The 24921-nt window shown below is 66.9% G+C and carries 24 protein-coding genes; 20 read left to right on the top strand and 4 right to left on the bottom strand.

From position 1 onward, the window contains the following. Window positions 1–67: 67 nt before the first annotated feature. The 6 genes from AAFP30_RS17850 to AAFP30_RS17825 all read left to right on the top strand — a co-directional run bounded on the left by AAFP30_RS17850 (window position 68) and on the right by AAFP30_RS17825 (window position 5747). Window positions 68–445 (top strand): ArsR/SmtB family transcription factor, encoded by a 378-nt coding sequence (locus AAFP30_RS17850; protein ID WP_419231323.1) that lies wholly within the window; start codon window positions 68–70, stop codon window positions 443–445. Next, window positions 442–936 (top strand): SRPBCC domain-containing protein, encoded by a 495-nt coding sequence (locus tag AAFP30_RS17845; protein WP_419231321.1) that lies wholly within the window; start codon window positions 442–444, stop codon window positions 934–936. Before AAFP30_RS17850 ends, AAFP30_RS17845 begins: the two co-directional genes overlap by 4 nt. Window positions 937–940: 4 nt before the next feature. Beyond that, window positions 941–1513, top strand: a complete 573-nt coding sequence (locus AAFP30_RS17840) for a maleylpyruvate isomerase N-terminal domain-containing protein (protein WP_419231320.1) — start codon at window positions 941–943, stop codon at window positions 1511–1513. Between the two features lie 52 nt (window positions 1514–1565). Further along, window positions 1566–3008 (top strand): sigma 54-interacting transcriptional regulator, encoded by a 1443-nt coding sequence (locus AAFP30_RS17835; RefSeq protein WP_419231319.1) that lies wholly within the window; start codon window positions 1566–1568, stop codon window positions 3006–3008. A 27-nt stretch (window positions 3009–3035) separates the two neighbouring features. Continuing rightward, on the top strand, window positions 3036–5033 hold the full coding sequence (locus tag AAFP30_RS17830; RefSeq protein WP_419231318.1) for a vWA domain-containing protein: 1998 nt from the start codon (window positions 3036–3038) through the stop codon (window positions 5031–5033). 75 nt (window positions 5034–5108) lie between these two features. Continuing rightward, window positions 5109–5747: a DUF1707 SHOCT-like domain-containing protein gene (locus tag AAFP30_RS17825; protein WP_419231317.1), complete on the top strand. Its 639-nt coding sequence runs from the start codon at window positions 5109–5111 to the stop codon at window positions 5745–5747. A gap of 6 nt (window positions 5748–5753) precedes the next feature. On the opposite strand, the gene AAFP30_RS17820 is transcribed toward AAFP30_RS17825, so the two are convergent. Beyond that, the gene (locus AAFP30_RS17820; protein WP_419231316.1) at window positions 5754–6698 is read right to left on the bottom strand and encodes an AEC family transporter; all 945 of its coding nucleotides are present in this window, start codon (window positions 6696–6698) and stop codon (window positions 5754–5756) included. A gap of 179 nt (window positions 6699–6877) precedes the next feature. Between AAFP30_RS17820 and AAFP30_RS17815 the strand changes: the two genes are divergently transcribed. From AAFP30_RS17815 to AAFP30_RS17800, 4 genes are all read left to right on the top strand, one after another. Next, on the top strand, window positions 6878–7732 hold the full coding sequence (locus AAFP30_RS17815) for a DUF4190 domain-containing protein (RefSeq protein ID WP_419231315.1): 855 nt from the start codon (window positions 6878–6880) through the stop codon (window positions 7730–7732). Between the two features lie 186 nt (window positions 7733–7918). Beyond that, a complete protein-coding gene (gene rpmF, locus AAFP30_RS17810; protein ID WP_419231314.1) occupies window positions 7919–8092 on the top strand; it encodes a 50S ribosomal protein L32 in 174 nt (57 codons plus the stop codon). A gap of 87 nt (window positions 8093–8179) precedes the next feature. Further along, window positions 8180–8803 (top strand): trimeric intracellular cation channel family protein, encoded by a 624-nt coding sequence (locus AAFP30_RS17805; protein ID WP_419231313.1) that lies wholly within the window; start codon window positions 8180–8182, stop codon window positions 8801–8803. A 127-nt stretch (window positions 8804–8930) separates the two neighbouring features. After that, window positions 8931–11183 (top strand): CocE/NonD family hydrolase, encoded by a 2253-nt coding sequence (locus AAFP30_RS17800; RefSeq protein ID WP_419231312.1) that lies wholly within the window; start codon window positions 8931–8933, stop codon window positions 11181–11183. 9 nt (window positions 11184–11192) lie between these two features. On the opposite strand, the gene AAFP30_RS17795 is transcribed toward AAFP30_RS17800, so the two are convergent. Then, the gene (locus AAFP30_RS17795) at window positions 11193–11966 is read right to left on the bottom strand and encodes an SDR family oxidoreductase (protein ID WP_419231311.1); all 774 of its coding nucleotides are present in this window, start codon (window positions 11964–11966) and stop codon (window positions 11193–11195) included. Between the two features lie 158 nt (window positions 11967–12124). Here AAFP30_RS17795 and AAFP30_RS17790 point away from each other — a divergent pair, with 158 nt between their 5' ends. The 10 genes from AAFP30_RS17790 (at window position 12125) to AAFP30_RS17745 (ending at window position 23169) form a co-directional block, all read left to right on the top strand. Beyond that, window positions 12125–13084, top strand: coding sequence for an AurF N-oxygenase family protein (locus AAFP30_RS17790; RefSeq protein ID WP_419231310.1), 960 nt, complete (start codon window positions 12125–12127; stop codon window positions 13082–13084). Then, complete coding sequence (locus tag AAFP30_RS17785; protein ID WP_419231309.1) at window positions 13084–14658, top strand: FAD-dependent oxidoreductase; 1575 nt, start codon at window positions 13084–13086, stop codon at window positions 14656–14658. The genes AAFP30_RS17790 and AAFP30_RS17785 overlap by 1 nt, the downstream gene beginning before the upstream one ends. A gap of 89 nt (window positions 14659–14747) precedes the next feature. Next, window positions 14748–15434 (top strand): response regulator transcription factor, encoded by a 687-nt coding sequence (locus AAFP30_RS17780; RefSeq protein ID WP_419231308.1) that lies wholly within the window; start codon window positions 14748–14750, stop codon window positions 15432–15434. A gap of 125 nt (window positions 15435–15559) precedes the next feature. Continuing rightward, the gene (locus AAFP30_RS17775) at window positions 15560–16978 is read left to right on the top strand and encodes an ATP-binding protein (protein ID WP_419231613.1); all 1419 of its coding nucleotides are present in this window, start codon (window positions 15560–15562) and stop codon (window positions 16976–16978) included. A gap of 143 nt (window positions 16979–17121) precedes the next feature. Further along, window positions 17122–18552: a trypsin-like peptidase domain-containing protein gene (locus tag AAFP30_RS17770; protein ID WP_419231307.1), complete on the top strand. Its 1431-nt coding sequence runs from the start codon at window positions 17122–17124 to the stop codon at window positions 18550–18552. Between the two features lie 44 nt (window positions 18553–18596). Then, window positions 18597–19202, top strand: coding sequence for a MogA/MoaB family molybdenum cofactor biosynthesis protein (locus AAFP30_RS17765; RefSeq protein WP_419231306.1), 606 nt, complete (start codon window positions 18597–18599; stop codon window positions 19200–19202). 27 nt (window positions 19203–19229) lie between these two features. Continuing rightward, complete coding sequence (locus AAFP30_RS17760) at window positions 19230–19442, top strand: hypothetical protein (RefSeq protein ID WP_419231305.1); 213 nt, start codon at window positions 19230–19232, stop codon at window positions 19440–19442. Between the two features lie 380 nt (window positions 19443–19822). Then, on the top strand, window positions 19823–20461 hold the full coding sequence (locus tag AAFP30_RS17755; protein WP_419231304.1) for an MspA family porin: 639 nt from the start codon (window positions 19823–19825) through the stop codon (window positions 20459–20461). Between the two features lie 59 nt (window positions 20462–20520). Continuing rightward, window positions 20521–21189, top strand: coding sequence for an MspA family porin (locus tag AAFP30_RS17750; protein WP_419231303.1), 669 nt, complete (start codon window positions 20521–20523; stop codon window positions 21187–21189). A 144-nt stretch (window positions 21190–21333) separates the two neighbouring features. Continuing rightward, on the top strand, window positions 21334–23169 hold the full coding sequence (locus tag AAFP30_RS17745) for an ABC transporter ATP-binding protein (protein WP_419231302.1): 1836 nt from the start codon (window positions 21334–21336) through the stop codon (window positions 23167–23169). Window positions 23170–23233: 64 nt separating this feature from the next. Here AAFP30_RS17745 and AAFP30_RS17740 read toward each other — a convergent pair whose 3' ends face one another. Further along, window positions 23234–23380, bottom strand: a complete 147-nt coding sequence (locus tag AAFP30_RS17740; RefSeq protein ID WP_419231301.1) for a hypothetical protein — start codon at window positions 23378–23380, stop codon at window positions 23234–23236. Between the two features lie 679 nt (window positions 23381–24059). After that, window positions 24060–24872, bottom strand: a complete 813-nt coding sequence (locus tag AAFP30_RS17735) for an MscL family protein (protein WP_419231300.1) — start codon at window positions 24870–24872, stop codon at window positions 24060–24062. Window positions 24873–24921: the final 49 nt, after the last annotated feature.

The raw sequence follows: 24921 nt of genomic DNA, 5'->3' as shown, positions 1-24921 counted from the left end.
ACCAGGGGGTTGACAAGCCTCCGGTTGCGGCGCATGCTTATTCAACCAAATGGTTGAGGAGCGTGGCGTGCCGGACGAGTTGTCGAAAATGTTTGCCGCACTGGCCGACCCGACGCGGCGCGACATGGTCGCGCGGCTCGCGGCGGCCGATGCGACGGTCGGGCAGCTCGCCGAACCCTACGACGTCAGTCTGCAGGCGGTGTCCAAGCATCTCAAGGTGCTCGAGGACGCCGGCCTGGTCAGTCGTACCCGGGAGGCCCAGACCCGTCCGGTCCACCTGGAAGCGGAGGTGCTGACGCTCATGACCAAATGGATCGAGCGGTACCGCAGGCAGGCGGAGGAACGTTTCCGGCGACTCGATGCCCTGCTCGAGGAGATGAACGACGGCCCCGAGGCGACACGCCCCGAGCCGACCACCACAGATCGGAAAGGAAAGGCGTCATGAGCACAGTGCAGACCCGCTATCCGGAGGCTGTCATCGAAGCGGACAAGGAGGTGCCCATCATTCGGATCACCCGTGACTTCCGGGGCACCCCAGCGCAATTGATGAAGGCGCACACCGATCCCGAACTCTACGTCCGGTGGGTGGGGCCGGACTCGATCAGCACTCGCATCGTCGACTGGGATGTCCGCGACGGCGGCAGCTGGCGGTACGTGTCCTCCCGTGGCGGCGACGAATTCGCCTTCCGCGGTTGCTTTCACACCGTCTCCGACGACACCATCGTGCAGACCTTCACGTGGGAGGCCCTGCCCGATCAGGTCGCGTTGGAGAAGCTGTGGTTCGAGGATCTCGGCGACGGGACCACCCGCCTGCACGCCCAAAGTCTGTGCGACAGTTTTGCCGATCGCGATCAGTGGCTGGCGTCGGGCATGGAGGTCGGCGTCAACGAGGGTTATGCGGCCATCGACCGACTCCTGGAGTCGGGCGAGGTCTGAGACGATGTCGATCGCGGATCTGTCGCCGGCCGAGCGACATCGCGCCGTCGCGAGCGGGTTTACCGAACACGTTGTGGCAGTGACTGAGTGGGATGCACCGACGCCGGTGGACGAGTGGACCGCGCGCGACGTCGTCGCACATCTCGTCGAGTGGTTTCCGGGGTTCCTGGCCGGCGGTGGGGTGGAGTTGTCGGTGGGGGAGCACGACACCGGTGACCCGGCCGCACGGTGGCGGGCGCACACCGCCGCGGTGCAGGCACTTCTCGACGGGCCGAGGGCCGACGACACCTTCGGCCACCCGATGGTCGGTGAGCACCGGCTCGCCGACGCGATCGATCGGTTCTATACCGCGGATGTGTTCATGCATACGTGGGATCTGGCCGCCGCTGTCGGGCGCGACGCCGATCTCGACCCCGAGTTCGCCGAACAACTGCACGACGGCATGGTCGACGTCGAGGAACTGCTGCGGTCGTCGGGGCAGTACGGGCCGGCGGTGCCGGTGGCCGACACCGCGGACCCAGTGACCCGGCTGGTCGCGTTCATCGGGCGCGATCCGTCGTGGCGGCAGGCGCCGTGAGCGCCGTCGACGATGTTGCGTGACCCACACGCTGTCGGGTCCGCGGAGTACCGTGGAACAGGTGCCAGAGGAGAACCACGTCACCCCCACCTCCCAGACCACCGAAACACGTCATCCGTCCGCCCGAACGCTGGGTGAACTGCGTGCCAGTGGCCACGTCCAGCGCAGCGTGCGCGACGAGATCCGCAACAACCTGCTCACCGCCCTGCGCGAAGGGCGCGACCCGTGGCCGGGCATCGTCGGCTTCGAGGCCACCGTCGTCCCGCAACTCGAGCGCGCTCTGATCGCCGGCCACGACGTCGTGATGCTCGGCGAACGCGGTCAGGGCAAGACCCGCATCCTGCGCACCCTGATCGGGCTGCTCGACGAGTGGACCCCGGTCATCGCCGGCTCGGATCTGGGGGAGCACCCCTACGAACCGATCACCCCGGCCTCGATCCGCAAGGCCGCCAACCTACTCGACGATCTGCCCATCGAGTGGCGGCACCGCACCGCGCGGTACAGCGAGAAGCTCGCCACGCCGGACACCTCGGTCGCGGACCTGGTGGGCGATATCGACCCGATGAAGGTGGCCGAAGGTCGTAGCCTGGGCGATCCGGAGACCATCCACTTCGGCCTCATCCCACGCGCCCACCGCGGCATCGTCGCCATCAACGAACTGCCCGACCTCGCCGAACGGATCCAGGTGTCGATGCTCAACGTGATGGAGGAACGCGACATCCAGGTGCGCGGGTACACGCTGCGCCTGCCGCTCGACGTGCTCGTGATGGCCAGTGCCAACCCGGAGGACTACACCAACCGCGGCCGCATCATCACCCCACTCAAGGACCGGTTCGGCGCCGAGATCCGCACGCACTACCCGATCGAACTCGACGACGAGATCGCGGTCATCGAGCAGGAAGCCGACCTGGTCGCCTCGGTGCCCACCTTCATCGTCGAGATCCTCGCGCGGTTCACCCGGTACGCCCGCGACCATCCGTCCATCGACCAACGCTCCGGCGTGTCCGCGCGGTTCTCCATCGCCGGGGCGGAAACCGTTGCGGCGGCAGCGCTGCACCGGGCCGCGGTCACCGGCGAGGAGGTCGCGGTCGCCCGCGTCGTCGACCTCGAGTCGGTGATCGAGGTGCTGCGCGGCAAGATCGAGTTCGAATCCGGTGAAGAGGGGCGGGAACTGGAGATCCTCGAACACCTGCTGCGCAAGTCGGTGGCCGACACCGTGCGGGCTCACCTCGGTGGCGTCGACATGGCGTTGCTGGTGGTGGCGCTCGAAGAAGGCGAACCGGTGGTTACCGGCGATCGGGTGACCGCCGCCGATTTCCTCGACTCCCTTCCGTCGGAGAACACCGCCGAGGTGTTCGACGCGATCGCCGAACGTCTCGATGCCGAGATCGACGGCGAACGTGCCAGCGCCGTCGAGTTGGCGCTCGAGGGGCTGTTCCTCGCCCGACGGATCGGCAAGGAGGCCGACGAGTCGGGTCAGACGATCTACGGCTGAACCCCACGATCCCTGAGGTAGAAACACATGGTGCACAAGAGTTTCCACCGTTCTCGGTATCAGCGTTACACCGGTGGACCGGATCCGCTCGCGGAGCCGGTCGACCTCCGAGAGGCGCTGAGCGAGATCGGCGACGACGTGATGGCCGGCGCCTCGCCGCAACGGGCGCTGCGCGAATTCCTGCGCCGCGGATCGTCGGACATGCGCGGCCTCGACAAGCTGCGCGAGCAGATCAACCGGCGTCGCCAGGAACTGCTCAAGCAGCGGAACCTCGACGGCACATTTGCCGAGATCCGCGAACTCCTCGATCACGCGGTGCTCGAGGAGCGCAAGCAACTCGCCCGTGACCTCGACGACGACGCCCGGTTCGCCGAGATGCAGATCGGCAGCCTGCCGGCGTCCACCGCGCAGGCCGTCGAGGAGTTGTCCGACTACAACTGGCGCAGTCCGCAAGCTCGTGAGGACTACGAGAAGATCAAGGATCTCCTCGGCCGAGAGCTCCTCGATCAGCGGTTCGCCGGGATGAAGGAAGCGCTCGAGGGCGCCAATGAGCAGGATCGGCAACGTATCTCGGAGATGCTGACCGACCTCAATCAGCTGCTCGATGCGCACAACCGGGGTGAGGACACCACCGAGCAGTTCTCCGAGTTCATGGACAAACACGGCGACTTCTTCCCGGAGAACCCGCGCAACACCGAAGAACTCATCGACTCGCTGGCCCAACGCGCCGCGGCCGCGCAACAGTTCTACAACTCATTGACCCCCGAGCAGCGCGCCGAACTCGACCAGCTGGCGCAGCAGGCGTTCGGCTCGCCAGACCTGATGAACCAACTGGCCCAGATGGATTCGGCATTGCGGCAGGCGCGCCCGGGCCTGGACTGGGACAACGCGCAGTCGTTCTCCGGCGAGCAGCAGATGGGACTCGGCGAGGGAGCCGCCGCGCTGCGCGACATCTCCGAGCTCGAAGCACTCAGTGAGCAACTCTCCCAACAGTATGCGGGCGCGCAGATGGACGACATCGACCTCGACGCGCTGGCCCGGCAACTCGGTGACGAGGCGGCCGTCGACGCGCGACGCCTCGCCGAACTCGAGAAGGCGCTGTCCGAGCAAGGTTACTTCGACCGCACTTCCGACGGACAATTGCGGTTGAGCCCCAAGGCGATGCGGCAACTCGGGCAGACCATCTTCAAAGACATCGCCGATCAACTCTCCGGTCGGGGCGATCGACAGACCCGCCGCAGCGGCGCGCTCGGCGAGCCGACCGGCGCGACCCGCGAGTGGGAGTTCGGCGACACCGACCCGTGGGACGTCACCCGCACGGTGTCGAATGCGGTGCTGCGCACCATCTCCGAGAGCACCGATCCATTGGCGACGGTGGGGGAGATGGGCCGCGACGGCGTGCACATCGATGTCCGCGACGTGGAAGTCGCCGATACCGAGGCCCGCACCCAGGCGGCGGTGGTGCTGCTCGTCGATACCTCGTTCTCGATGGAGATGGAGGGCCGCTGGACGCCGATGAAGCGCACTGCGATTGCGCTTAATCACCTGATCTCCACCCGGTTCCGCAGCGACGAGCTGCACCTCATCGCCTTCGGCCGCTACGCGCGATCCATCGACATCGCCGAACTGACCGGCCTGCAACCGCGGATGGAACAGGGAACCAACCTGCATCACGCATTGCTGTTGGCGCAGCGGCACTTACGCCGATTCCCCAACGCGCAGCCGGTGGTCCTGGTGGTCACGGATGGCGAACCGACCGCGCACCTCGATCCCAGCGGGGAACCGTTCTTCTTCTATCCGCCGCATCCGCAGACGATCGCGTTGACCGTGCGCGAGCTCGACCATGTCGCGCGGTTCGGTGCGCAGGTCACCTTTTTCCGGCTCGGGGAGGATCCGGGGCTGGCGCATTTCATGGATCAGATCGCGCGGCGCATCGGCGGCCGGGTGGTGGCCCCCGATGTGGACGGGCTCGGGGCCGCCGTAGTCGGCGATTACCTGCGTTCCCGACGCGGGCGGCGGCGGTGAGCGGTCCGATCTCGGGGTGAGACTCAGGGTTTTCACCGTGGTCCGCCTCGGTGCACGCCCACTACCCTTGTCGGTGTGACGTCGCCAGCCGAACTACCCCAACCGGACGAACATCGGGCCCGACTCCGCGCGGCCGACGCCGACCGCGAACTCGTCCACCAGATCCTGGCCGCGGCCATGACCAACGGCAGCCTGTCGATGGCCGAATACGAGGATCGTGCCGGAAAAGCGGTGATGGCCAAGACGTTCGGTGATCTCGACGAACTCACCGACGATCTGCCCGTGGGGCAATTGGGAGTACCGATTCCGTTCCAGGGAGAAACGCCGCACAGCCGCGTCACCTCCGGCTCGGGTCTGCGTCCGGTGCGGCATGCGTTCTCCTTCATGTCCGGCACCGAGATCGGCGGCCGAGTCGCGGTCGGCGACTCGATGATCGCGACCGCACTGATGGGCGGCATCGAGATCGACCTGCGCGAGGTCGAGTTCACCCAACCGCTGCTGACCATCCGCTGCACGTCGATCATGGGTGGTATCGACATCACCGTGCCGCCCGATGTCACCGTCGAATCCAATGGTCTGGCGATCATGGGAGGCTTCGGTGGCCGCGCGGCCGGGGCGGGCGCGCCCGGTGCACCGACCGTGCGCGTCACCGGCTTTGCGCTGATGGGGGCGGTCGAGATCAAACGCAAGGAACCCAAACCGCGACCTCGGTGAGATCGGTCAGGCGAGTAGCAACGCCACGACGGCGATCCCCGGAATCGACAGCACCGTGGTGATCAGCGCGGTGTCGCGGGCCATGATCTGCGCGCGCCGATAACGCGTTGCGTACACCAGGACGTTCTGTGCGGTGGGCAGCGCGGAAATGACGACCTGGGCGAACAGCTGGTGCCCCGTCTCGCCGAAACCCCACCGCGCGATCACGTAGACAAGTGCCGGCATCACGACGATCTTCAGTGCCGTCGCCAGCGCGATCGCCCGGCGTGGTGCCTGGCCCTTCTTGAAGACGGCGACACCGGTCAACGACAGCCCGAACGCCAGCAACGCCGCCGGTACCGACGCATTGCCTAGCATCTTGAGTGGCTCGAGGATCGCGGCGGGCGGTTGCCGGCCGGTCGCCGAGATCACCAGACCCAGAACGCCGCCGAGGACGATCGGGTTGCTGACCGGCGCGATCAGCACGTCGCGCACCGTCGACCGGCGTGAGTTCGCCCGCGCGGCGGGATCGGCGGTGAGATCGAGGGCGACCAGCGCGATCGGGGAGAACACCAGGATCTGGAAGAGCAGCAGCGGCGCGATGAACGTCGCGTCGTGCAGCACGAAGATCGCGATGGGCAGGCCCAGGTTGACGCTGTTGACATACGACGACGCCATCCCGCCGATGACGAGTTCGGGAACCTCGTGGCGCAACCACAGCCGTGCGATCACCACATAGATCGCGGCGATGAGCAGGGCGCTACCGCCGGCAATGATCAGTGTGGTGGAGAAGATGGCGGACAGATCAGTAGTCACCAACGACACGAACAGCAATGCGGGAGTGCACACGAAGAACACCAGCCGGGACAGCACCTCGTGGGCGCTGTCGCCGAGCACGCGTGTGCGGCCGAGCAGATAGCCGATGCCCACGACGATGAAGATGACCGTGAAACCCGACACCACTCCAGACACTCGGGCAAGTGTAGGCAGGGACCCGCGGCATCGATGACTGGCGTCCCGCCGCGAGCGGGTCGATCGCACGGATGACCCCGATGCGATCGCCCAACGGAGCAGAGACGCACCACTAGGGTGGACTGCACACGACGACACCCTCTACTCCCGCCGGGTCGATGCCCGCGAAAGGACCCAGGATGACGAATCCCACCGACGGCAACCCCGAGAACCAGGGCACGCCGGGCTCCGGTGATCCCGCGGTCTCACCGTCTGATCAGCCGACGCCGTCCTCTCCGTACACCGATGCCACCCGCGCTTACGGAACTCCGCAAACCCCGCCGGGAGACGTCGATCCCGATGAGACGACGATCCTGGGGTCGACCCCCGGCTCCGGCACACCGTCGGATCCGAATGCGCCGGGGTACGGATCCACCCCGGACTACGGTTCGACTCCGGACACCGGGTCCACGCCGGGCTATGGTTCGACCCCGAATTACGGCTCGACACCGAATTACGGCTCGACACCGAATTACGGCTCGACACCGGACTACGGCTCGACCCCGAACCAGGGCGGCACCACGCCCTATGGATCGGCGCCCGGCTACGACGCGACCCAGCAGTTCGGATCGACGCCCCAATACGGGAACCCCCAATACGGAGACCCCCAATACGGGACAAACCCCCAGTACGGTGCGACTCCCCAGTACGGTGCGACGCCGCAATACGGTGCGACTCCCCAATACGGTGGAGGACCCCAGTACGGCGCCCCGGGTTACGGGGGTGCGCCGGGCTACGGGAACTACGCCGGTGGTCCGCCACAGCGAAACGGCAAGGCGATCGGCGCGCTGGTCTGCGGCATCCTGTCGTTCCTGATCTGCCCGCTCATTCTGAGTATCGCGGCGATCGTGCTGGGCCGGTCGGCGCAGACCGAGATCGCCAACTCCGGCGGCACCCAGTCCGGGGAGGGAATGGCCAAGGCCGGATTCGTACTCGGCATCATTTCCCTGGTGTTGGGCATCCTGTTCATCGTGTATCGCGTCTCGATATCGTGAGTCGATCTACCTGGTCAGTGCCCGTTTTGGAGCTTTGGGCACCGGGACGGTAGTCTGGTGAGGTTGTGTGCGCCGCCCGACAGGGGCCCAGCGGCCGTCGAGCCCGGTGCACCGATCGGTGGCACCACCCGGCACATTGTGGCAGGTGGACCGCACAGACTCAGTACGTAGGAGAAGGGCTTAACCATGGCTGTACCGAAGCGCCGGATGTCGCGGGCCAACACCCGCACCCGCCGTTCGCAGTGGAAAGCGGACAACCCGGTTTTGCAGGAAGTCAAGGTCAACGGTGTCGCACAGCGCATTCCGCGTCGCCTGGTGAAGGCCGCGAAGGCCGGCGTCATCGACCTCGACCGCCGCTAAACCGCAGCGTTCTTTACAACAACCGCCCCGAGTAACCTCGGGGCGGTTGTTGTGCTGGTCGCCCCCTGCGTCTGACACGATGAGCGGGTGCTGCAGGAGATCCTCAACGATGCCGGAATCGCCGTCTTTGCGGCGTCGGGCGCCATGCTCGGCGTCCGCAAGGATTTCGACCTGTGGGGCATCATCACAGTCGGTGCGTTGACCGGTGTCGGCGGTGGCATCCTGCGCGATGTGCTGCTCGGCATCACCCCGCCGACGTCGGTACAGAACTGGGTGCCGATCACTGTGGCCGTGATCGCCGGCCTCGTCGTGTTCGTCTTTCATCCGGCCTTCACCGAACTGCGCCGCAGCATCCTCATCCTGGATGCGATCGGCATGGGACTGTTCGCCACCAGCGGCGCGGCCATCGCCATCGACCAGCACGTCAGCGCGTTTGCCGCCACCCTCGTCGGACTGCTCACCGCGGTCGGCGGCGGCCTGCTGCGCGACGTCCTCGCCAACGAGGTGCCGCTGATGTTGCAGCCCGCCGACCTCTACGCGGTTCCCGCGACCCTCGGTGCGACGGTGGTCGGGATCGGCGGCACCTACACCGACGTACCGATCTGGATCTGGCTGACGGTCGGTGCCGTTGTCGCGACCGGGCTGCGGATCGCGGGACTGGTCTTCGGCTGGCGGCTGCCCGCTGCGCCGCGATGGCGTCGCGCCGACTGATCCGGGTCCCCGACACATTCGCCGCTGCGGGAGGGAAACGCGAGATTTCGGTCCGCGCACACCTATCGGTGCCTAAGGTCAGCGTGTGGTGGGAGCTTGGGGGACCCGGGCGCTGCGACGGGTTCTGATGGTAGGTGCAGCCGCGCTGCTGGTTCTGGTCGGAGTGCAGGACGCGGCTGGATCGGCCGGCGCCACAGTCGATCCAGGTCGCGGGTCCGGCAGTGTCACCCAGGCCTACCTGCTCGGTGCCACTCCCGGCGCGCGAGTCGCACTGCGCACGGGGGCGGGCGCGATCGTCGGCGCCGGACGGGTCGACCGACTCGGGTCGTACCTGGTGCGCGACCTCGCGCCCGGCCCGGGCTATCGATTCGAGGTGGCTGGTCGCGGCGGCAACTCCTTTGCGGTGCTCGACGGACCCACCCCGCCCTCCTCCGCCCTGTATCGGCAGACACTGCGTCCCGGGCTCAACTATGTCCGGGTGCGCGACGGCATCACGTTGGCCGCGGTGGTGCGGCTGCCGGTCGGCAAGACCATGGCCGACGGACCGTTTCCGACCGTCGTCGAGTACTCCGGTTATCAGATCGCAGCTCCGAACGACTTCCTGCCGGGAGCCATCGCCGCCACCGCCGGACGGCCGGACCCGCTGGCCCCGGCGACCAGCACGATGTTCGGTGGGATCGTCGCCCCCACCGCCGGATTCGCGACGGTGAACGTGCAGATGCGGGGAAGCGGTTGCTCGGGAGGCGCTTTCGATCTCTTCGACTACCCGACGACTTATGACGGGTACGACGTCATCGAGACGGTAGCCCGGCAACCGTGGGTGTCCCACCATCGGGTCGGGATGGTCGGGGTCTCGTTCTCCGGGATCTCCCAGATCTTGGTCGCCGGTACCCGGCCGCCGCACCTGGCCGCGATCGCGCCGATGAGCATCACCGACGACCTGTACTCGACCGAATTCCCCGGCGGCATCTTCAACACCGGATTCGCCAATACCTGGATCGGGGAACGGCAGAACGATGCCCGGCCGGCTCCAGCCGGCGGACAACCGTATGCGGCGGAACTGATCCGACGCGGCGACCGTACCTGCGCCGCCAACCAACGACTCCGTTTGCAGACCCAGAACGTCCAGCGACTGGCCGTCGATCATCCCACCCGCACACCGTCGCTGTTCACCCACCGGTCACCGGCCCACTGGGCGTCGCGCATCACCGTGCCGGTATTCCTTTCCGGCGCACTGCAGGACGAACAAACCGGCCCGCAATGGACATCGATCATCCCAGAACTCGCAGGCAACCGGAACGTCTGGGTCAAGGCGATCAACGGCGGCCACATCGACTCTGCCGATCCACAGATCCTCGGCCCGTGGAACGAATTCCTCAATATCTTTGTGGCGCAACGCGTGCCGCGTGACAATCCGGCGCTGGTGGCTTTGGCGCCGGTGCTGTATCACGTCACCACCTCGACGGTGGCGCGACCACTAGTCGCCTCCCGATTCGCCGACGCACCCGGTCTCGCCGCGGCGCGGGCGGCCTTCGCCCGCGATCCCCGGGTACAGGTTTTCTTCGGGTCCGGCACCGACCCGTCGTTGCCGATCCCCGGCAGCCTCTCGGCGCCATGGTCGTTGGGATTCGGGTCCTGGCCACCGGCCACGGTGAGGTCTGGCATTCGGCTCGCGCTCAACGGCAACGGCCGGTTGGCGATGGTCCCCGCGGCGTCGGCGTCGGTGTCGTTCCGGCCCGATCCGGCGGCCCGGCCGGCCGGCACGCTCGATGTGACCGGGCCGTCGCCGCTGCCGTGGAAGGCGTTGCCGCCCTATCACTGGGCCCCGATCCCGGGCCGTGTCGGTGTCGGCTTCGTGAGTGCTCCGCAACGCGTCGACACGGTGGCGGTCGGTCCGGCGAGCCTGGATCTGCGGCTGGCGTCGTCAGCCCCGGACACCGATCTGCAGGCGACGATCTCCGAGGTGCGCCCGGACGGGGCGGAGCAGCTGGTGACCACCGGCTACCTGCGGGCGTCCTTCAGACGGGTGAATCCTGCTGCCACAGTACTGAATCCGACCCGCGACTGGCTCGACCCGCAACCGTTGCCTCCCGGGTTCTCGACGGTGCGGATCGCGCTGAACCCGATCGCGTACGGCTTTCGGGCGGGCTCGCGGATCCGGATCACCATCACCGCCCCCGGCGGCGATCGGACCTCCTGGCGGTTTGCGACGCCCGCGACCGGCGGGCGGATCGTCGACACCATCGCGCTCGGCCGGGGCGGTTCAACGTTGACGCTGCCGGTGGTGCCGGGCGCTCGGGCCGGTAGTCCGATCGGCCCGTGCGCCGGGTTGCGGGGTCAGCCGTGCCGCGACTATCGGCCGGCATTCAACGGCGGATGACCGGCGGCATCAGTCCTGCGCGAGCAGCTTGTTGATCTGCCGGCTCGCGAAGTTGGGTGCGAACTTGGCCACGTTGGCCAGCAGGGTCGTCTGCAGTCCGACCGAATACGACGTCCGGTGCAGCCGTCGGTCATTGGCAGTCGGGTGCACCGACTCCCACACCTTGTCCGCGATCTGCTGGGGCGTGATGCGCACCCCGAGGGTGCGGGTGGTCTTGGCGCTGGTGTCGGCGAGCGCGGTCTTGGCCCACAGCGGCCAGATGCCGACGACCCGGATGCCGTAGGGCTCCCACTCGAGTTCGAGGGCCTCGGTCAGACCGGCGACGTAGAACTTTGCCGCACTGTAGGTGGCGATGTCGGGCTGGCCGTAGATCGCCGACGCGGAAGCGATGTTGACCAGGTGCGAACCGGGTGTCGCCCGCAGGTACTCGAAGGCGGCCTGCGCGCCCAGCGTGACACCCAGCGCGTCGATCTCGATCTGTCGGCGGATGGCGTCGGCGGAGATCTCATGCAGCGGGCCGGCGACCAGGATTCCGGCGTTGTTGTCCAGGACGTCGAGCCGGCCGCCGGTGTGCGAGGTGAACTCGGCGAGCGCATCGGCCCACTGTTTGTCGTCGCGGACGTCGAGCGTGCCGACGATCCAATCGGGGTGATTGGCCTTGCACTTGGCGAGCGCATCCGCATCGACGTCGAAGACACCGACGGTCCACCCCTCCCGGGCGAACCGCTCCGCCGTGGCGAGCCCGATGCCGGCCGCGCCGCCCGAAACGAAGATCGATGACATGTGGCTCTCCTGCCTCTGACCAGCTCAGATGATGCTGGATTACGAACTTACTGGCCAGTATAGTTCCGAAACTGTTTACCTCGTCAATGACCGATGCTATCGTGACAACACGCATTGTCATAACAGTGCTCATTGTCATGAATTGGAGGGTGTGGCCGATGACTGCAGCGATGGAACGGACCCCGCGCGAGACCGCCGGAGCCGACACCGCTCGCCCGGACAACGTCGTCAGCATGCGCGACGCGGGACCCAATGAGGTCTCGGAGCGACTGCTCGCCTCGGCGGCGCGACTCTCGCGCAACGCCATGACCGAGATCGACTGGTCGGAGCCGATGGACCCGACCAAGTACGGGTGCAGCCCGGAATGGTCGTCGCTGTACGGCACCGACTACTGGGAGGAACTCACCGAGGAACAGCGCATCTCGGTGACCCGGCACGAGTTCGCGTCGATCATGAACATCGGCATCTGGTTCGAGATGATCCTGCAGGAGATGGTCATCCGCGACCAGTATCTCGGGGCCTATCACGATCCGGAGTTCCAGTTCGCGCTGACCGAGGTGGCCGACGAATGCCGGCACTCGATCATGTTCGCCAAGGCGTCGCAGAAGATGGTCGGCACGTCGTACAAGCCGAGCAAGAAGGTGGGTCGCCTCGGCAAGTTTTTCAAGCGCACCGCGAAGAACGAGGTCGCCTACGCCGGCATCCTGGTCGCCGAAGAGGTGCTCGACGTGTTCCAGCGCGGCTGCATGCGCGACGAGCGGGTGCTTCCGTTCATCCGCACCGTCAACGAGATTCACGTGCTCGAGGAGTCGCGGCACATGAAGTTCGCGCGCGAGGAGGTGCGCGAGTCGATGGACGGCGTGGGCTGGGCCCGCCGCCAGTTCAGCGCCCTCTACGTCGCGCTCGGTGCGTACTTCATCGTGACGAGCCTGGTGCAGCGCAAGGCTTTCGACGACGCCGGACTCGACGCCGACCGCGCCGTCGCGGAGATGAAGACCAACTCGCACTTCCATTCGATGATCCGCAGCAGTTGCGCGCATCTGATGGAGTTCCTCGACGAGGTGGGCCTGCTGACCCGCCCGGCGATGCACTACTACCGGAAAGCGCACATGCTCTGATGTTTGTCATCACCCAATCCTGTTGCAGCGACGCGGCTTGCGTGTCGGTGTGCCCGGTCAACTGCATTCATCCGACGCCGGAGGAACGCGGCTTCGGCAGCTCGGACATCCTGCACATCGACCCGGAGGCGTGCATCGACTGCGGTGCCTGCGCCGACGCGTGCCCGGTGGACGCCATCTATCCGGCGGACAAACTCGGGACACGCGACAAGGTGTTCATCGACATCAATGCCGACTACTACAAGCGCAACGCCGACATCACCTCGGGCTGGAACCAGATTGAGTATCCGGAGATCCCAAAATTGCCTGCGGGACTGCGGGTTGCGCTCGTCGGCACCGGACCGTCCGGCGGGTACGCGCTGCGCACCATCCTCGATCGCACCGACGCGCAGGTGACGGTGATCGACAAACTCCCCACCCCCGGTGGGTTGGTGCGTGCCGGCGTCGCGCCGGATCATCCCGGCACCAAGGGGGTGCTGCGCGGATTCGATCTGCTCTACCGGGATCCGCGGGTGACGATGGCGACCAACGTCGAGATCGGTTCTGCGCCAGGTCAGGTCACGTCCGCTGAACTGGCCGAGCATTTCGACGCGGTGTTCTACGCCGTAGGCGCGAGCGAGTCCCGGCGACTGGGGATTCCGGGTGAGGAGCTGCCGGGTTCGACCTCGGCCACCGATCTCGTCGCGTGGTACAACGCGGTGCCCGATAAGGAGGCGCCGCCCATCCCGGCCGACGGGACCGGGCGTGCGGTGATCGTGGGCACCGGCAACGTCGCACTCGACGTCGCACGCATCCTGGTGTCGCCGCCGGAAACGTTGGCCACCACCGACATCGCCGATCGTGCGCTACGCATCCTGGAGCAGCAGAACATTCATGAGGTGGTGCTGCTCGGTCGTCGTGACCAGGCCTCAGCCGCCTACACCGCCGCGGAATACCGTGCGCTGGCGACGATTCCGGGTGTCGAGATCGTGGTGCACGACGACCCGGGCGCGGAGCTGCCCGACTTCGGCCGACCCGCAGATCCCGAGAACCGGCGCATCGTCTTCCTGTTCCACAGTGCGCCGGAGGAGATCATCGGCGACGAACGCGTCGAGGGCGTGCGGGTGCGCACCGGCGAGGCGAGCCACACCCTGGCCACCGACCTGCTGGTCCGCTCGATCGGCTACCGCTCGACACCCATCGACGGCCTGCCCTTCGACGACGAGCGTGGTGTGTTCCCCAACGTCGACGGCCGCATGCTCGACGACGCCGGCGACGTGATCCCCGGCGTGTACGCGCTGGGCTGGGCCAAGCGCGGTCCGAGTGGTGGCATCGGCACCAACAAGATCTGTGCCGAGGCGACCGTCGAGGACTTCATCGACGACGCGGCCCAGGGCCGGCTGGTGCGCACGACGCGCGAGGTCAAGGAGTTTCCGGCGCTGCTGCGTTCGCGGACGCGGCAGGTGATCGGCTACCGCGGGATGCGGGCGATCGATCGCGCCGAGCGTCGGCGCGGTTCCGAGCAGGGTCGGCCACGCGTCAAGTTCACCCGGGTACCGGACATGGTCGGGGCCGCCGGGTGGCGTAAGCGGTAGCTCCGACTGCTTTTCCCGGGTGCACTTCAACCGTTGCCGAGGCCGTGTTGCTCAGCGCACTCTCAGTCGGAGTGGATAAGACTGTACGCATGCGCATCCTTGTGGTCGACGACGATCGGGCGGTTCGCGAGTCCCTGCGTCGATCGTTGACCTTCAACGGCTACACCGTCGAAACCGCGGCGGATGGCCTCGAAGCCCTCGAGAAGATCGTCGCCGACCGTCCCGACCTCGCCATCCTCGACGTGATGATGCCGCGCCTCGACGGACTCGAGGTGTGCCGTCGGTTGCGGTCGGCCGGCGATGATCTGCCGATCCTCGTCCTCACTGCCCGAGACTCGGTGTCCGAGCGGGTTTCCGGCCTCGACGCCGGCGCCGACGACTACCTGCCCAAGCCGTTCGCGCTCGAAGAACTGTTGGCGCGACTGCGTGCCCTGCTGCGGCGGGCGACGCCCGAGGACGACGCCGACTCCGAGGCGCTGGAGTTCGGGGACCTCACGCTAGACCCGGTCACCCGGGACGTCGCGCGTGGCGACCGCGCGATCAGCCTGACCCGTACCGAGTTCGCGCTGCTGGAGATGCTGATGGCCAACCCGCGCCGGGTGCTCTCGCGCAGCCGCATCCTCGAGGAGGTGTGGGGATACGACTTCCCGACATCCGGGAACGCGCTGGAGGTCTACGTCGGGTATCTGCGTCGTAAGACCGAGGCCGACGGCGAACCGCGCGTCATCCACACCGTGCGCGGCGTCGGATACGTCCTGCGGGAGACCCCGCCGTAGTGGTGCACACCGACGGGACCGATCCGTTCGCGGCGCAACCCGCCGAACCGCGGCCCGCAGCGCCTCCGCCCGCGCGTGAATCGTGGGGTCGGGCGTTGCGACGCAAGCGCGACGAGATCAACGACATGCGTCCACCGATGCCGCTGACCCGGGCGGTGTCCCTCAAGACCCGCGTGACCATCCTGTCCGCGACGGTGGTGCTGGTGTCGGTGAGTCTGATGGCGGCGGCCGCCTACTTCGTGGTCTACCGGGCGATGTACAACGAGGTGGATTCGCAACTGGAGAGTCGCGCCGACGGCATGACCGCCCTGGCCAAAACGGGTCTGCTCAACGAACGACCCGAATCGCTGGTCACCGGAACGGTGTTCTCCACCAACATCTCTCTGGCCCTGGTGCACCCCGACGGCAGTACCTATCTGATCGGCTCGGTGCCCTTCGAGGACGTCGAACGACGAATTGCCCGGTCGGACAACCCAGCCGGTGGACAGAATCAGAGCCTGCGGACCGTCCACAATCAGCGCGTCCTCGCCCGCAAACTCGACGACGGCAACACACTTGTGTTGGCGCAGAGCCTGTTACACACCGACCGGGTGCTCAAGCGGTTGGCGTGGGTGCTGCTCGTCGTCGGCGGCGGGGGAGTGGCGCTGGCGGCGCTGGCCGGGACGACGGTCGCACGGGCCGGGTTGCGTCCCGTCGCGCGGTTGACCCGCGCAGCGGAAAGGGTCGCTCGGACACAAGATCTCACGCCGATCCCGGTCACCGGCAACGATGAGCTCGCCCGCCTGACGGAGAGCTTCAACACGATGCTGCAGGCCCTCGCCGAGTCCCGGGATCAGCAGGCGCGGTTGGTCGCCGACGCCGGTCACGAACTGCGGACGCCGCTGACCTCGCTGCGCACCAACCTCGAGCTGCTGATCGCGTCGAGTGCGCCCGGTGCGCCCGCGATGCCGGTGCAGGACATGGTGGAACTGCGGTCGGATGTGATGGCCCAGATCGAGGAGCTCTCCACCCTGGTGGGTGACCTGGTGGACCTGGCGCGCGAGGACGCACCCGAGGTCGTGCACGAGGAGGTCGACCTCGGTGATGTCGTCGCCGGCGCCCTCGAACGTGTCCGACGTCGTCGCAGCGACGTGGAGTTCCGGGTGGACCTCGTGCCGTGGTTCGTGTTCGGCGAGGACCACGGGCTCTCGCGGGCGGTGCTCAACCTGCTCGACAATGCCGCAAAATGGAGCCCGCGCGGCCGGCCGGTCGAGGTGACATTGCGGCAGGTGGACGCGACCACGGCCGAGCTGACCGTCGCCGATTCCGGCCCCGGCATCCCGGAGGAAGACCGTCAACTGGTGTTCGAACGGTTCTACCGGTCCACACAGTCGCGCTCGATGCCCGGTTCCGGGCTCGGCCTGGCGATCGTGCGGCAGGTGGTGACCCGTCACGGCGGCACGGTCGCGGCCGAGCAATCCCATCTGGGCGGTGCGCTGATCCGAATGACATTGCCCGGACGTCCGACGCCACAGGAACCATCGCCTCAGGTCGTTCGTCAATAGGGGGAACGGACTTCGCCTTCGGTGTTCGCGCCCCGTGGTCGATCCAATAGTGTGATGAGCGGGAAGCGACTGGGGCGCTCGCCCAGGTCGGGAGTTGGGGATGATCGCCCGAGTGGCGGTCGACGAGAGCGAGGACTGACGAGATGACGAGTGGCGGTTCGCAGGGCGGGCCGGGTCCCTACGGCCAGGACAACGGCTACGGCGAGACGGTCTACGGTGCGCCCGGATCGTCGTCGGACGCCGGTAACTACGGCTCACACGCGGCTCCCACCCAACAGTTCCCGGAGTCCTACGCCCCCGGCGCGCCGTCCAACCCGTATGCACCGCCGAGCGCGTACAGCGCGCCGGGTACCGGGCAGTTCGGGGCGGCCGGCCAGTACGGCCCCCAGCAGCCCTACGGAACGCCCCCGCCGACCTCGCCCGGCATGCCGGCCTTTGGTGGCGACCCGACACCCGGCCCGGCACCGAAACCGAAGCGATCCGGTGGCGCGAAGGCCGCACTGGCCGCGGGTGCCGCCGTGTTGGCGCTCGTCGCGGGCGGTATCGGTGGCGTGATCGGCGCCAACGTCGCCGACGACGGCTCCACCGCGCACAGCGGGCCGCTCGGCGGCGATCCGAACAGTGGATCGGGCGGCGAGGTCGAGGCGCCGGCCGGTTCGGTCCAGCAGGTCGCCGCGAACGTGCTCCCCTCGGTCGTGTCCATCGACGTGCGTTCGGGCAACGCCGAGGGCGAGGGTTCGGGTGTCATCCTGTCCGCCGACGGCGTCGTCATGACCAACAACCACGTGGTCTCGGCGGGTGGCAATCAGCCGGCCAGCGAGGTCGTGGTGAACTTCCACGACGGCACGCGTGCGCCGGCCAGGGTGCTCGGGGCCGACCCGATCTCGGATATCGCCGTCATCAAGGTCGACCGCTCCGACCTGAAGCCGATCACCGTCGGCACCTCCAACAACCTGGCCGTCGGCCAGGACGTCATCGCCATCGGCGCACCTCTGGGACTCGAGGGCACGGTGACCACGGGCATCATCAGCGCGCTCAACCGGCCGGTCTCGACCTCCAAGGAATCCGGTACCACCTCGGTGATCGACGCGATCCAGACCGACGCCGCCATCAACCCGGGTAACTCGGGCGGTGCGTTGGTCAATGCCAAGGGCGCGTTGATCGGCATCAACACCGCGATCGCGAGCCTCGGCGGGTCGAGCGAGTCACAGACCGGCAGCATCGGTCTGGGCTTCGCCATTCCCATCGATCAGGCGATCCGGGTGGCCAAGGAACTCCAGGAGACCGGTAAGGCCACCCAGGCCGGCCTCGGGGTGTCGGTCCGGCCCAACACCAGCACCGATCAGCCCGGCGCCTACATCTCCAGCGTCACCGCAGGCGGACCCGCGGACAAGGCAGGGATTCCCAAGGATGCGGTGATCACCAAGGTCGACGATCGCAACATCGCCAGCGGCGACGCGCTGGTCGCGGCGATCCGGTCACACGCTCCGGGGGACACGGTGAACATCACCTACGTCGCCAACGGACAGACCAAAACCGTCCCGGTCACGCTGGAGACCCTGCAGACCAACTGAGTACGCGCACCAACCCCCGACGGGGGACGACGAAAGGCTGACGAATGAACGACTCCGGCTCGACCGCCATCGATCCCGACGACGTGGTGGCCGCCGATGCGGCCGCCCGCGAGTTCGTTGCCCGCCATCGTGATGACGACGTCCGCGCCGTCGTCGGGGATCCCGAGATCGGGCGTGCGCTCGTCGTCGTCGTCGACGACCGGGCCGCACACGGCGAGGATCAGACCCTGCTGGGTCCATTGTTGGGTCCCCTGGTGGGCGAGTTGCTCGGCGAGGCCGGCTTCCACGTCGATGCCACGGTCACCGTCTCCGGTGACGAGGTGGAGATCCGCAACGCGCTGAACACCGCCGTCATCGGTGGTGTGGACCTCGTCGTGTCGGTGGGTGGCGTCGGTGTCGGCGCCCGCGATGTGACACCGGAGGCCACCGAACCGCTGCTGGATCGACGACTCCGCGGAATCGAGGAAGCCGTCCGCAGTTCCGGGTTGGCCGCCGGTGCCACCGACGGCGGACTGTCGCGGGGGCTTGCGGGTATATCCGGACAAACTCTGGTCGTCAATCTCGCCAACTCACGGGCCGCCGTCCGCGACGGGATGGCCACCGTTGCGCCGTTGGCCAAGCACGTCATCGAGGCGATCAGCGAATTCTGAGGCGCGGTCGCGCCTAGGTACGGACTCATGAACACCCAGCCGGAGGACGACCGGGAATCGTCGGTGACCAGCGACTCGGACGGGTCGCCGTCGTCGCGCGCCGATTGGCGACGCAAGCGGAAGATCGACGATGTCTTCGGCGACGACCTCCCTGAGCTGACTTCCGACGAGAGTGATGAAGGTCACAGCGGGCTGTCGCGAGGTTGGTACGAGTCGAACCGTCCGCCCCATTACGAGTGACGACGCTGTTCTGACATGCCCGAAGCAGCGCGTTTTCCTCCCGTTAACGTCGAAACTTCCACAGATTGTGAATTCCCGGTTTAGGATCCTGAGTGTCTGCTTACAGACACGGTTGATTCGACCTGTTGCTGACTGAGATATCGCTCAGATAACGTTCGGATCGACAACGACTGCGGTGCTCGACAGAGGACCGAGGAGGAGTCCTGCACTCCGCTTGACAACAGCAAACGGTGCGCAGGGGATGCGGGAGACAGACTTCCAGCTAGCCGAGGCCGACAGGGTTTCGGTTGCGGGGCGGGGGTCCGCAACCCAAGGGTCGACTCGTGAACACACGGTTGTGTCTTACGAGAGCAACAACCGAATCCTGTGAGAGGGAACGAATGAGCAAGTTCAGCAAGCGTGGGCAGCGCCGCATCGCCGGTGCCGCCGCCGTTGCCGCAGTTGCGGCCATTGGCCTGTCCAGCATGGGGGCGGGCGGCGCAGCTGCCGGTCCGCTGGCCAATGGCTACAAGGAATCCACCGGCCTTTCCGGTGAGAAGGTGCAGATCTGGCGCAAGGGCGAGGCCTCGCAGATCACCCAGACCGTGGCGAACAACCCGGCCAACCGTGCCGCTGCCTTCGGCGGTACCTACACCGCGAAGCTGAGCAAGGGTCTCAACGGAAACATCGCGCTCAAGTACATCATCGGCTGCCAGGTCGACATCACCGGCTTGACGCTCGGACTGAGCGGCAGCCTCAGCCTCTCGAGCCTCGGCGGTGGCGGGACGCTGACCCTGCCTCTGGCGCCCGGTCAGGTGAAGATCGTCGACGTGACCGACAAGGACATCAAGTCCGGCGGCTCCGCGAGCCTCCAGGTACAGACGAGTGTGTACACGCCGGGTTGCGCAGGTTACGCATCGGCTCGCTCGGCAGTCCTGGTGGTCGCCGGCAACGGATACAACACCGACGACGGCACGGTGAACGGGTCCGGGACCTACATGCAGTCGACGCTGTACGGCCAGCCGTTCAGCCTCGGATGACCAGCACACCCTGAGACTCTCCTGCTCACGAGCAGACTGACCTTTCCCGAAGGAAGAAAATGAAGAAGATCAACAAGCGGCTGGCCGCCACCGCGGGTGCCGCGGGTGCCGTCGTCATCGGACTGACCAGCCTGGGTGCCGGTGGCGCTGCGGCCGGTCCGATCCCCAGTAAGACACTCTCCAAGACGCTCATGGACGGCACCAAGGTCACCGTGACCTTGACCGGCATGAACGTCAACTACCAGCGCGCCGTCACCAACGTGCAGACCAGCCGTGAGGTATGGGGCTCGGCGAAGGTGGGCGTGAAGGTCGGCGGCAAGGCCGACGGCGGCACCATCAAGGTCGGCTACCAGGTCGGTTGCCAGGTGACGTTCACCGCCGGTGCCGGCAGCGGCGCCGGAGTCGAGGGTGCGCCGTCTGACAGCGGAGGCGTGTCGGTGACGCCGAGCGCCGACGCCAACGCCGGAGTAACTCTGGGACCCGGCCAAGTGCAGACAGTGTGGATCATTAACACCACCTCCGGTGACAGCACTGCGTACAAGAACTACAACGTGAATGACTACACCTTCAAGGGCAATTCCGGTGGCGTCGCCTTCTCACAGGAGAAGTTCGGTGTCGACGGCTGCGCCGGCTACGCACAGGGTCGCGTCATCGCCTCGGTCACGGTCAATACAGACTCGGTCAAGGGCGTCGTGGGCATCGCCAGCGCGCCGTTCAGCCTCGGCTGATCCGCTCGACCTCCACAACTGCATAAACCCGCTGGGGCGGGATCAGGCAACTCGTCTGATCCCGCCCCAGCGGCGTCTTGACGGACCGGCTCAGTACTGTCGGTGCGGGTGGGGAGTTCGCACCCGCCGAGAGGAGGACGTCCGTTGCCGATCAGAGAGCGACTCGACGCCGAGGTGGACGACGACTACGCCGACGACCCGGACGCGCACTACGACGACCAGCCGCGCAACCTCAACGTCCTGACCGCGATGCGCCGCTTCGCGCCCGTCATGCACGGGCAGCGGTGGAAACTCGCGGTGGCGGTGCTGCTGTTCTTCATCGAGGTCGGCATGAGCGTGGTCACCGTCATGGTGTTCGCCCACATCGTCGACGACGTGCTGGTCACCGGAGACCTGTCGGCGCTCTGGGTGCCGCTGGCCATCTGGGCTGCGGTGTCACTGGTCAGTGCGGCCGCCTCCTACAGCGGCAACCTGATGTCGGGGCTCGTCACCGAGCGGATCCTGCTGCGGCTGCGTGATCGCCTCTATGCGCACACCCAGCGCCTCGCACCCCACACCCGACGGCAGTTCGAGACCGGTGACCTCATCGCCCGGCACAGCGGCGACGTCGACGAGATCGAGCACCTCGTGTCGTCGGGCATCGTGCAGGGATCGATCGCGATCGGGTCCACCATCATCTACGCCGTCGCCGCCTTCGTCACCCGCTGGGACCTCGCGCTGCTGGCGTTCGTCCTGGCGCCGCTGCTGTGGCTGGTGTCCCGCTGGTTCGGCCGGGTGGTCAAGGACGCCGCACGGCGAGAGCGAAAAGCCAATGGCCGCATCAGCTCCCGTATCAACGAGGGCGTCACGCACGCCATCTCGATCCAGGCCGACAATCAGGGGGAGCGGGACCGCAGGCGGGTGCTGGCCGAGAGCCGCATCTGGCGTAACGCGCGGGTGTCCGAACTGAAGGCAAACGCGGCGTTCTCCGAGACGGTCACCATCGTCGAAATGCTGTGCATGATGGCCGTTCTCGCGGTCGGCGCCTGGCAGATCTCGCGCGGCAACGCCAGTATCGGGACGCTCATCGCGCTCACCGGCTACCTCGGTTACATGTACCCCAACATCCAGACGCTCGGCGGTCTGGTCGTGTCGGTGACCTCGGCAACCGCGAGTGCCGAACGCGTCGCCGAGGTTCTCGACGCACCCATCGCCATCACCGATCATGACGAACCCGAGACGCCCGAAGCGGTCGCGCTCGCGACCAGCGACGCCGACTCCGCCGAAGTGCATCCGAACGAGCGACTCGACGCCGCAGCGGTCGGACCCGTCGCGTCGTCGGTCGGCATCGAGATCGATCACCTCACCTTCGCCTATCCCGACTCGGATCGTCGGGTGCTCGACGAGGTGGATCTGTCCATCGCCCCAGGCGATTTCGTTGCGCTGCTGGGTGCGAGCGGCTCGGGCAAGAGCACGCTCATGTATCTGCTGCTGCGCTTCTACGATCCGGACAGCGGCTCGATCCGGCTGAATGGCACCGACATCCGCTCGATGAGCCTGCGACAACTGCGTGCGCATATGGCGGTGCTGCCGCAGCGGGTGGCGTTGTTCAACCTGTCCATCGCCGACAACATCCGCTACGGCCGGCCAGAGGCCTCTGACGACCAGGTGATGGCGGCTGCGGTGGCCGCGGATGCGGCAGGCTTCATCAATGAGTTGCCCGACGGATTCGACACCCAGTTGCGCGATGGCGGCAGCAACCTGTCCGGCGGGCAGCAACAGCGCATCGCGCTGGCGCGGGCGTTTCTGCGGGACACGCCGCTGTTGATCCTCGACGAACCGACCACCGGATTGGACGCGGGAACGACGCAGCGCGTGCTGGCGCCGATGGAGAGGCTCGCCCGGTCGCGCACCACGCTGCTGATCACGCACGACGACAAGGTCGCTGCGGTCGCCGACTACACGATCACCGCGCGGGACGGGAAGCTCATCCGCGCCTGACCAGGGCACCGGAATGCGAAAAGCCCTGCCGCATCGACGATGCGGCAGGGCTTTCGATCAGCTGTCAGCTGCCCCAGAAGAAGAACGGGGGCATCGGCCGGCGGCGCGGGCGACGCGGCGGCGGCGGCGGAACCGGGCGGCGCGGCGGGCCGTAGGGCGGGCGCCCCGGTCCGTGATCGGGTCCGCCGTGATGGCTAGGTCCATGAGGCATTGGATTCTCCCTCTGTTTCGGCTGTGATCGGGTACCGACGAAAGGGTCCCGACCTTGTACCGACATCCCCCCGGAGTGACGCCTGATGCGTCAGGGGCTGCCGTAATCAAAACGTAACAAGGGCTGACTGGTGGGTTCAACGTCGTACACGACGAATCCGGCGTGATTAATTGCACCTCGCAATTATGTAACGGGCAGTCGACCGCGATCGATGCGGCGGCGCTGCGCTCGGACCCGGGTTCGCCGAAACCAATGATCCCGCTGCCCAGAAGAGGACAACGGGATCATCGCATTCATCGCGCTCTCATCGCAATATATGCGAACTCTTAGCTGCTTCCGAAGAAGGGGAACGGGATCGGCCGCGGACGACGCGGGGGTTCGGGGCGCGGTTCCGGGCGCGGACGCCAGTTGCGCGGCCCGGGGCGCCGGCCTGGTTGTGGTCCGCCATGAGGTCCTGGATATGGCATGGTTACCTCCACTGTGAGTCACGTATGGATGTTTCCAGCCGGTGGAGCGTGACGATCTCCCCCTGCTGCAGAAGACAGTAGGAAGCCAACCTTGTGGATGACTGGCAAAGAACCTGTCAACTCGCTGGGAGTCCGAAAGCGCTGCGCAGTGTGGAAAGGTCGATGCCCACGTCCTGCTGGACGTGGGCATCGTGGATGGAAACCGTTGAGTGTCAGCGGGAGTGGCGTCCCGGACCGTCGGGATAGTCCCCCGGGTACCGCTGGGGCGGGAAATTGCCCGGCGGATAGGTGCCCGGCGGCGGGTAGTTACCGGGACCCGGCTGCGGCGTCGGGTACGGCGGGTTGGCCGACGGGGCTGATTGTGGCGGTGCCGACTGTGGCGGTGCGGACTGGGGCGGGGCGGACTGGGGCGGGCCCGACGGCTGTGGGGGAGCAGCCTGCGGCGGCGGTGTGGTCAGCCGCTGGGTCACGCCCGGATCGTTGCCGGCGCCGACCGGGACCGGGGTGCCGCCACTCGGTGGTCCGGCGGGGTCCTTGAGGTGCGGGGGCAGTTCCTTCTCAGCCTCTTCCTTCGCCCTCGACGACCCTTCGGGATCGAGCAGATCGCGGATCTCGGTGAGCAGCGAGATCTCGCTGACCTCGGCTTTCTTGCTGTAACCACCCAGTGCGGTCAACTTGTTGTACGGCACGATGATCAGGAAGTAGACGACCGCCGCGATGATCAGAAAGTTGATCACGGCTGCGAACAGGGCGCCGAAGTCCATGAAGGTCGCAGGATTGTCCGACACGATTCTGAACCCGAATCCGCAGGTTTGTACCGGCGCGGCAATGGTGGTGTCGGTGCCCGCAACCTCGGTGCCGCCACCGCAATCACCGTTCCCGGTGGGGATCGCCGCGAACAGCGGGGAGATGATGCTGGTGGTGAACGCCGTGACGATGGCGGTGAAGGCAGCACCGATGATGACCGCGGTGGCCAATTCGACGACGTTGCCCTTGAGTATGAACTCCTTGAATCCCTTGAGCACGGTGTGCGGTCCTCTCTATATGTCGGTTCCCGCTCTTGTTCAGGTATTC

The organism is Gordonia sp. CPCC 205515 (genome assembly GCF_048537925.1).
Lineage (GTDB): Bacteria > Actinomycetota > Actinomycetes > Mycobacteriales > Mycobacteriaceae > Gordonia.
This window is presented reverse-complemented; position numbering and strand designations above follow the sequence as displayed.

Coding starts and splice junctions, on each gene's coding strand:
- AAFP30_RS17775 (WP_419231613.1), top strand. CDS start 15,560: ATGCGTCCACCGATGCCGCTGACCCGGGCGGTGTCCCTCAAGACCCGC.
- AAFP30_RS17780 (WP_419231308.1), top strand. CDS start 14,748: ATGCGCATCCTTGTGGTCGACGACGATCGGGCGGTTCGCGAGTCCCTG.
- AAFP30_RS17845 (WP_419231321.1), top strand. CDS start 442: ATGAGCACAGTGCAGACCCGCTATCCGGAGGCTGTCATCGAAGCGGAC.
- AAFP30_RS17760 (WP_419231305.1), top strand. CDS start 19,230: ATGAACACCCAGCCGGAGGACGACCGGGAATCGTCGGTGACCAGCGAC.
- AAFP30_RS17765 (WP_419231306.1), top strand. CDS start 18,597: ATGAACGACTCCGGCTCGACCGCCATCGATCCCGACGACGTGGTGGCC.
- AAFP30_RS17795 (WP_419231311.1), bottom strand. CDS start 11,966: ATGTCATCGATCTTCGTTTCGGGCGGCGCGGCCGGCATCGGGCTCGCC.
- AAFP30_RS17785 (WP_419231309.1), top strand. CDS start 13,084: ATGTTTGTCATCACCCAATCCTGTTGCAGCGACGCGGCTTGCGTGTCG.
- rpmF (WP_419231314.1), top strand. CDS start 7,919: ATGGCTGTACCGAAGCGCCGGATGTCGCGGGCCAACACCCGCACCCGC.
- AAFP30_RS17830 (WP_419231318.1), top strand. CDS start 3,036: ATGGTGCACAAGAGTTTCCACCGTTCTCGGTATCAGCGTTACACCGGT.
- AAFP30_RS17770 (WP_419231307.1), top strand. CDS start 17,122: ATGACGAGTGGCGGTTCGCAGGGCGGGCCGGGTCCCTACGGCCAGGAC.
- AAFP30_RS17740 (WP_419231301.1), bottom strand. CDS start 23,380: ATGCCTCATGGACCTAGCCATCACGGCGGACCCGATCACGGACCGGGG.
- AAFP30_RS17800 (WP_419231312.1), top strand. CDS start 8,931: ATGGTAGGTGCAGCCGCGCTGCTGGTTCTGGTCGGAGTGCAGGACGCG.
- AAFP30_RS17750 (WP_419231303.1), top strand. CDS start 20,521: ATGAAGAAGATCAACAAGCGGCTGGCCGCCACCGCGGGTGCCGCGGGT.
- AAFP30_RS17790 (WP_419231310.1), top strand. CDS start 12,125: ATGACTGCAGCGATGGAACGGACCCCGCGCGAGACCGCCGGAGCCGAC.
- AAFP30_RS17755 (WP_419231304.1), top strand. CDS start 19,823: ATGAGCAAGTTCAGCAAGCGTGGGCAGCGCCGCATCGCCGGTGCCGCC.
- AAFP30_RS17815 (WP_419231315.1), top strand. CDS start 6,878: ATGACGAATCCCACCGACGGCAACCCCGAGAACCAGGGCACGCCGGGC.
- AAFP30_RS17840 (WP_419231320.1), top strand. CDS start 941: ATGTCGATCGCGGATCTGTCGCCGGCCGAGCGACATCGCGCCGTCGCG.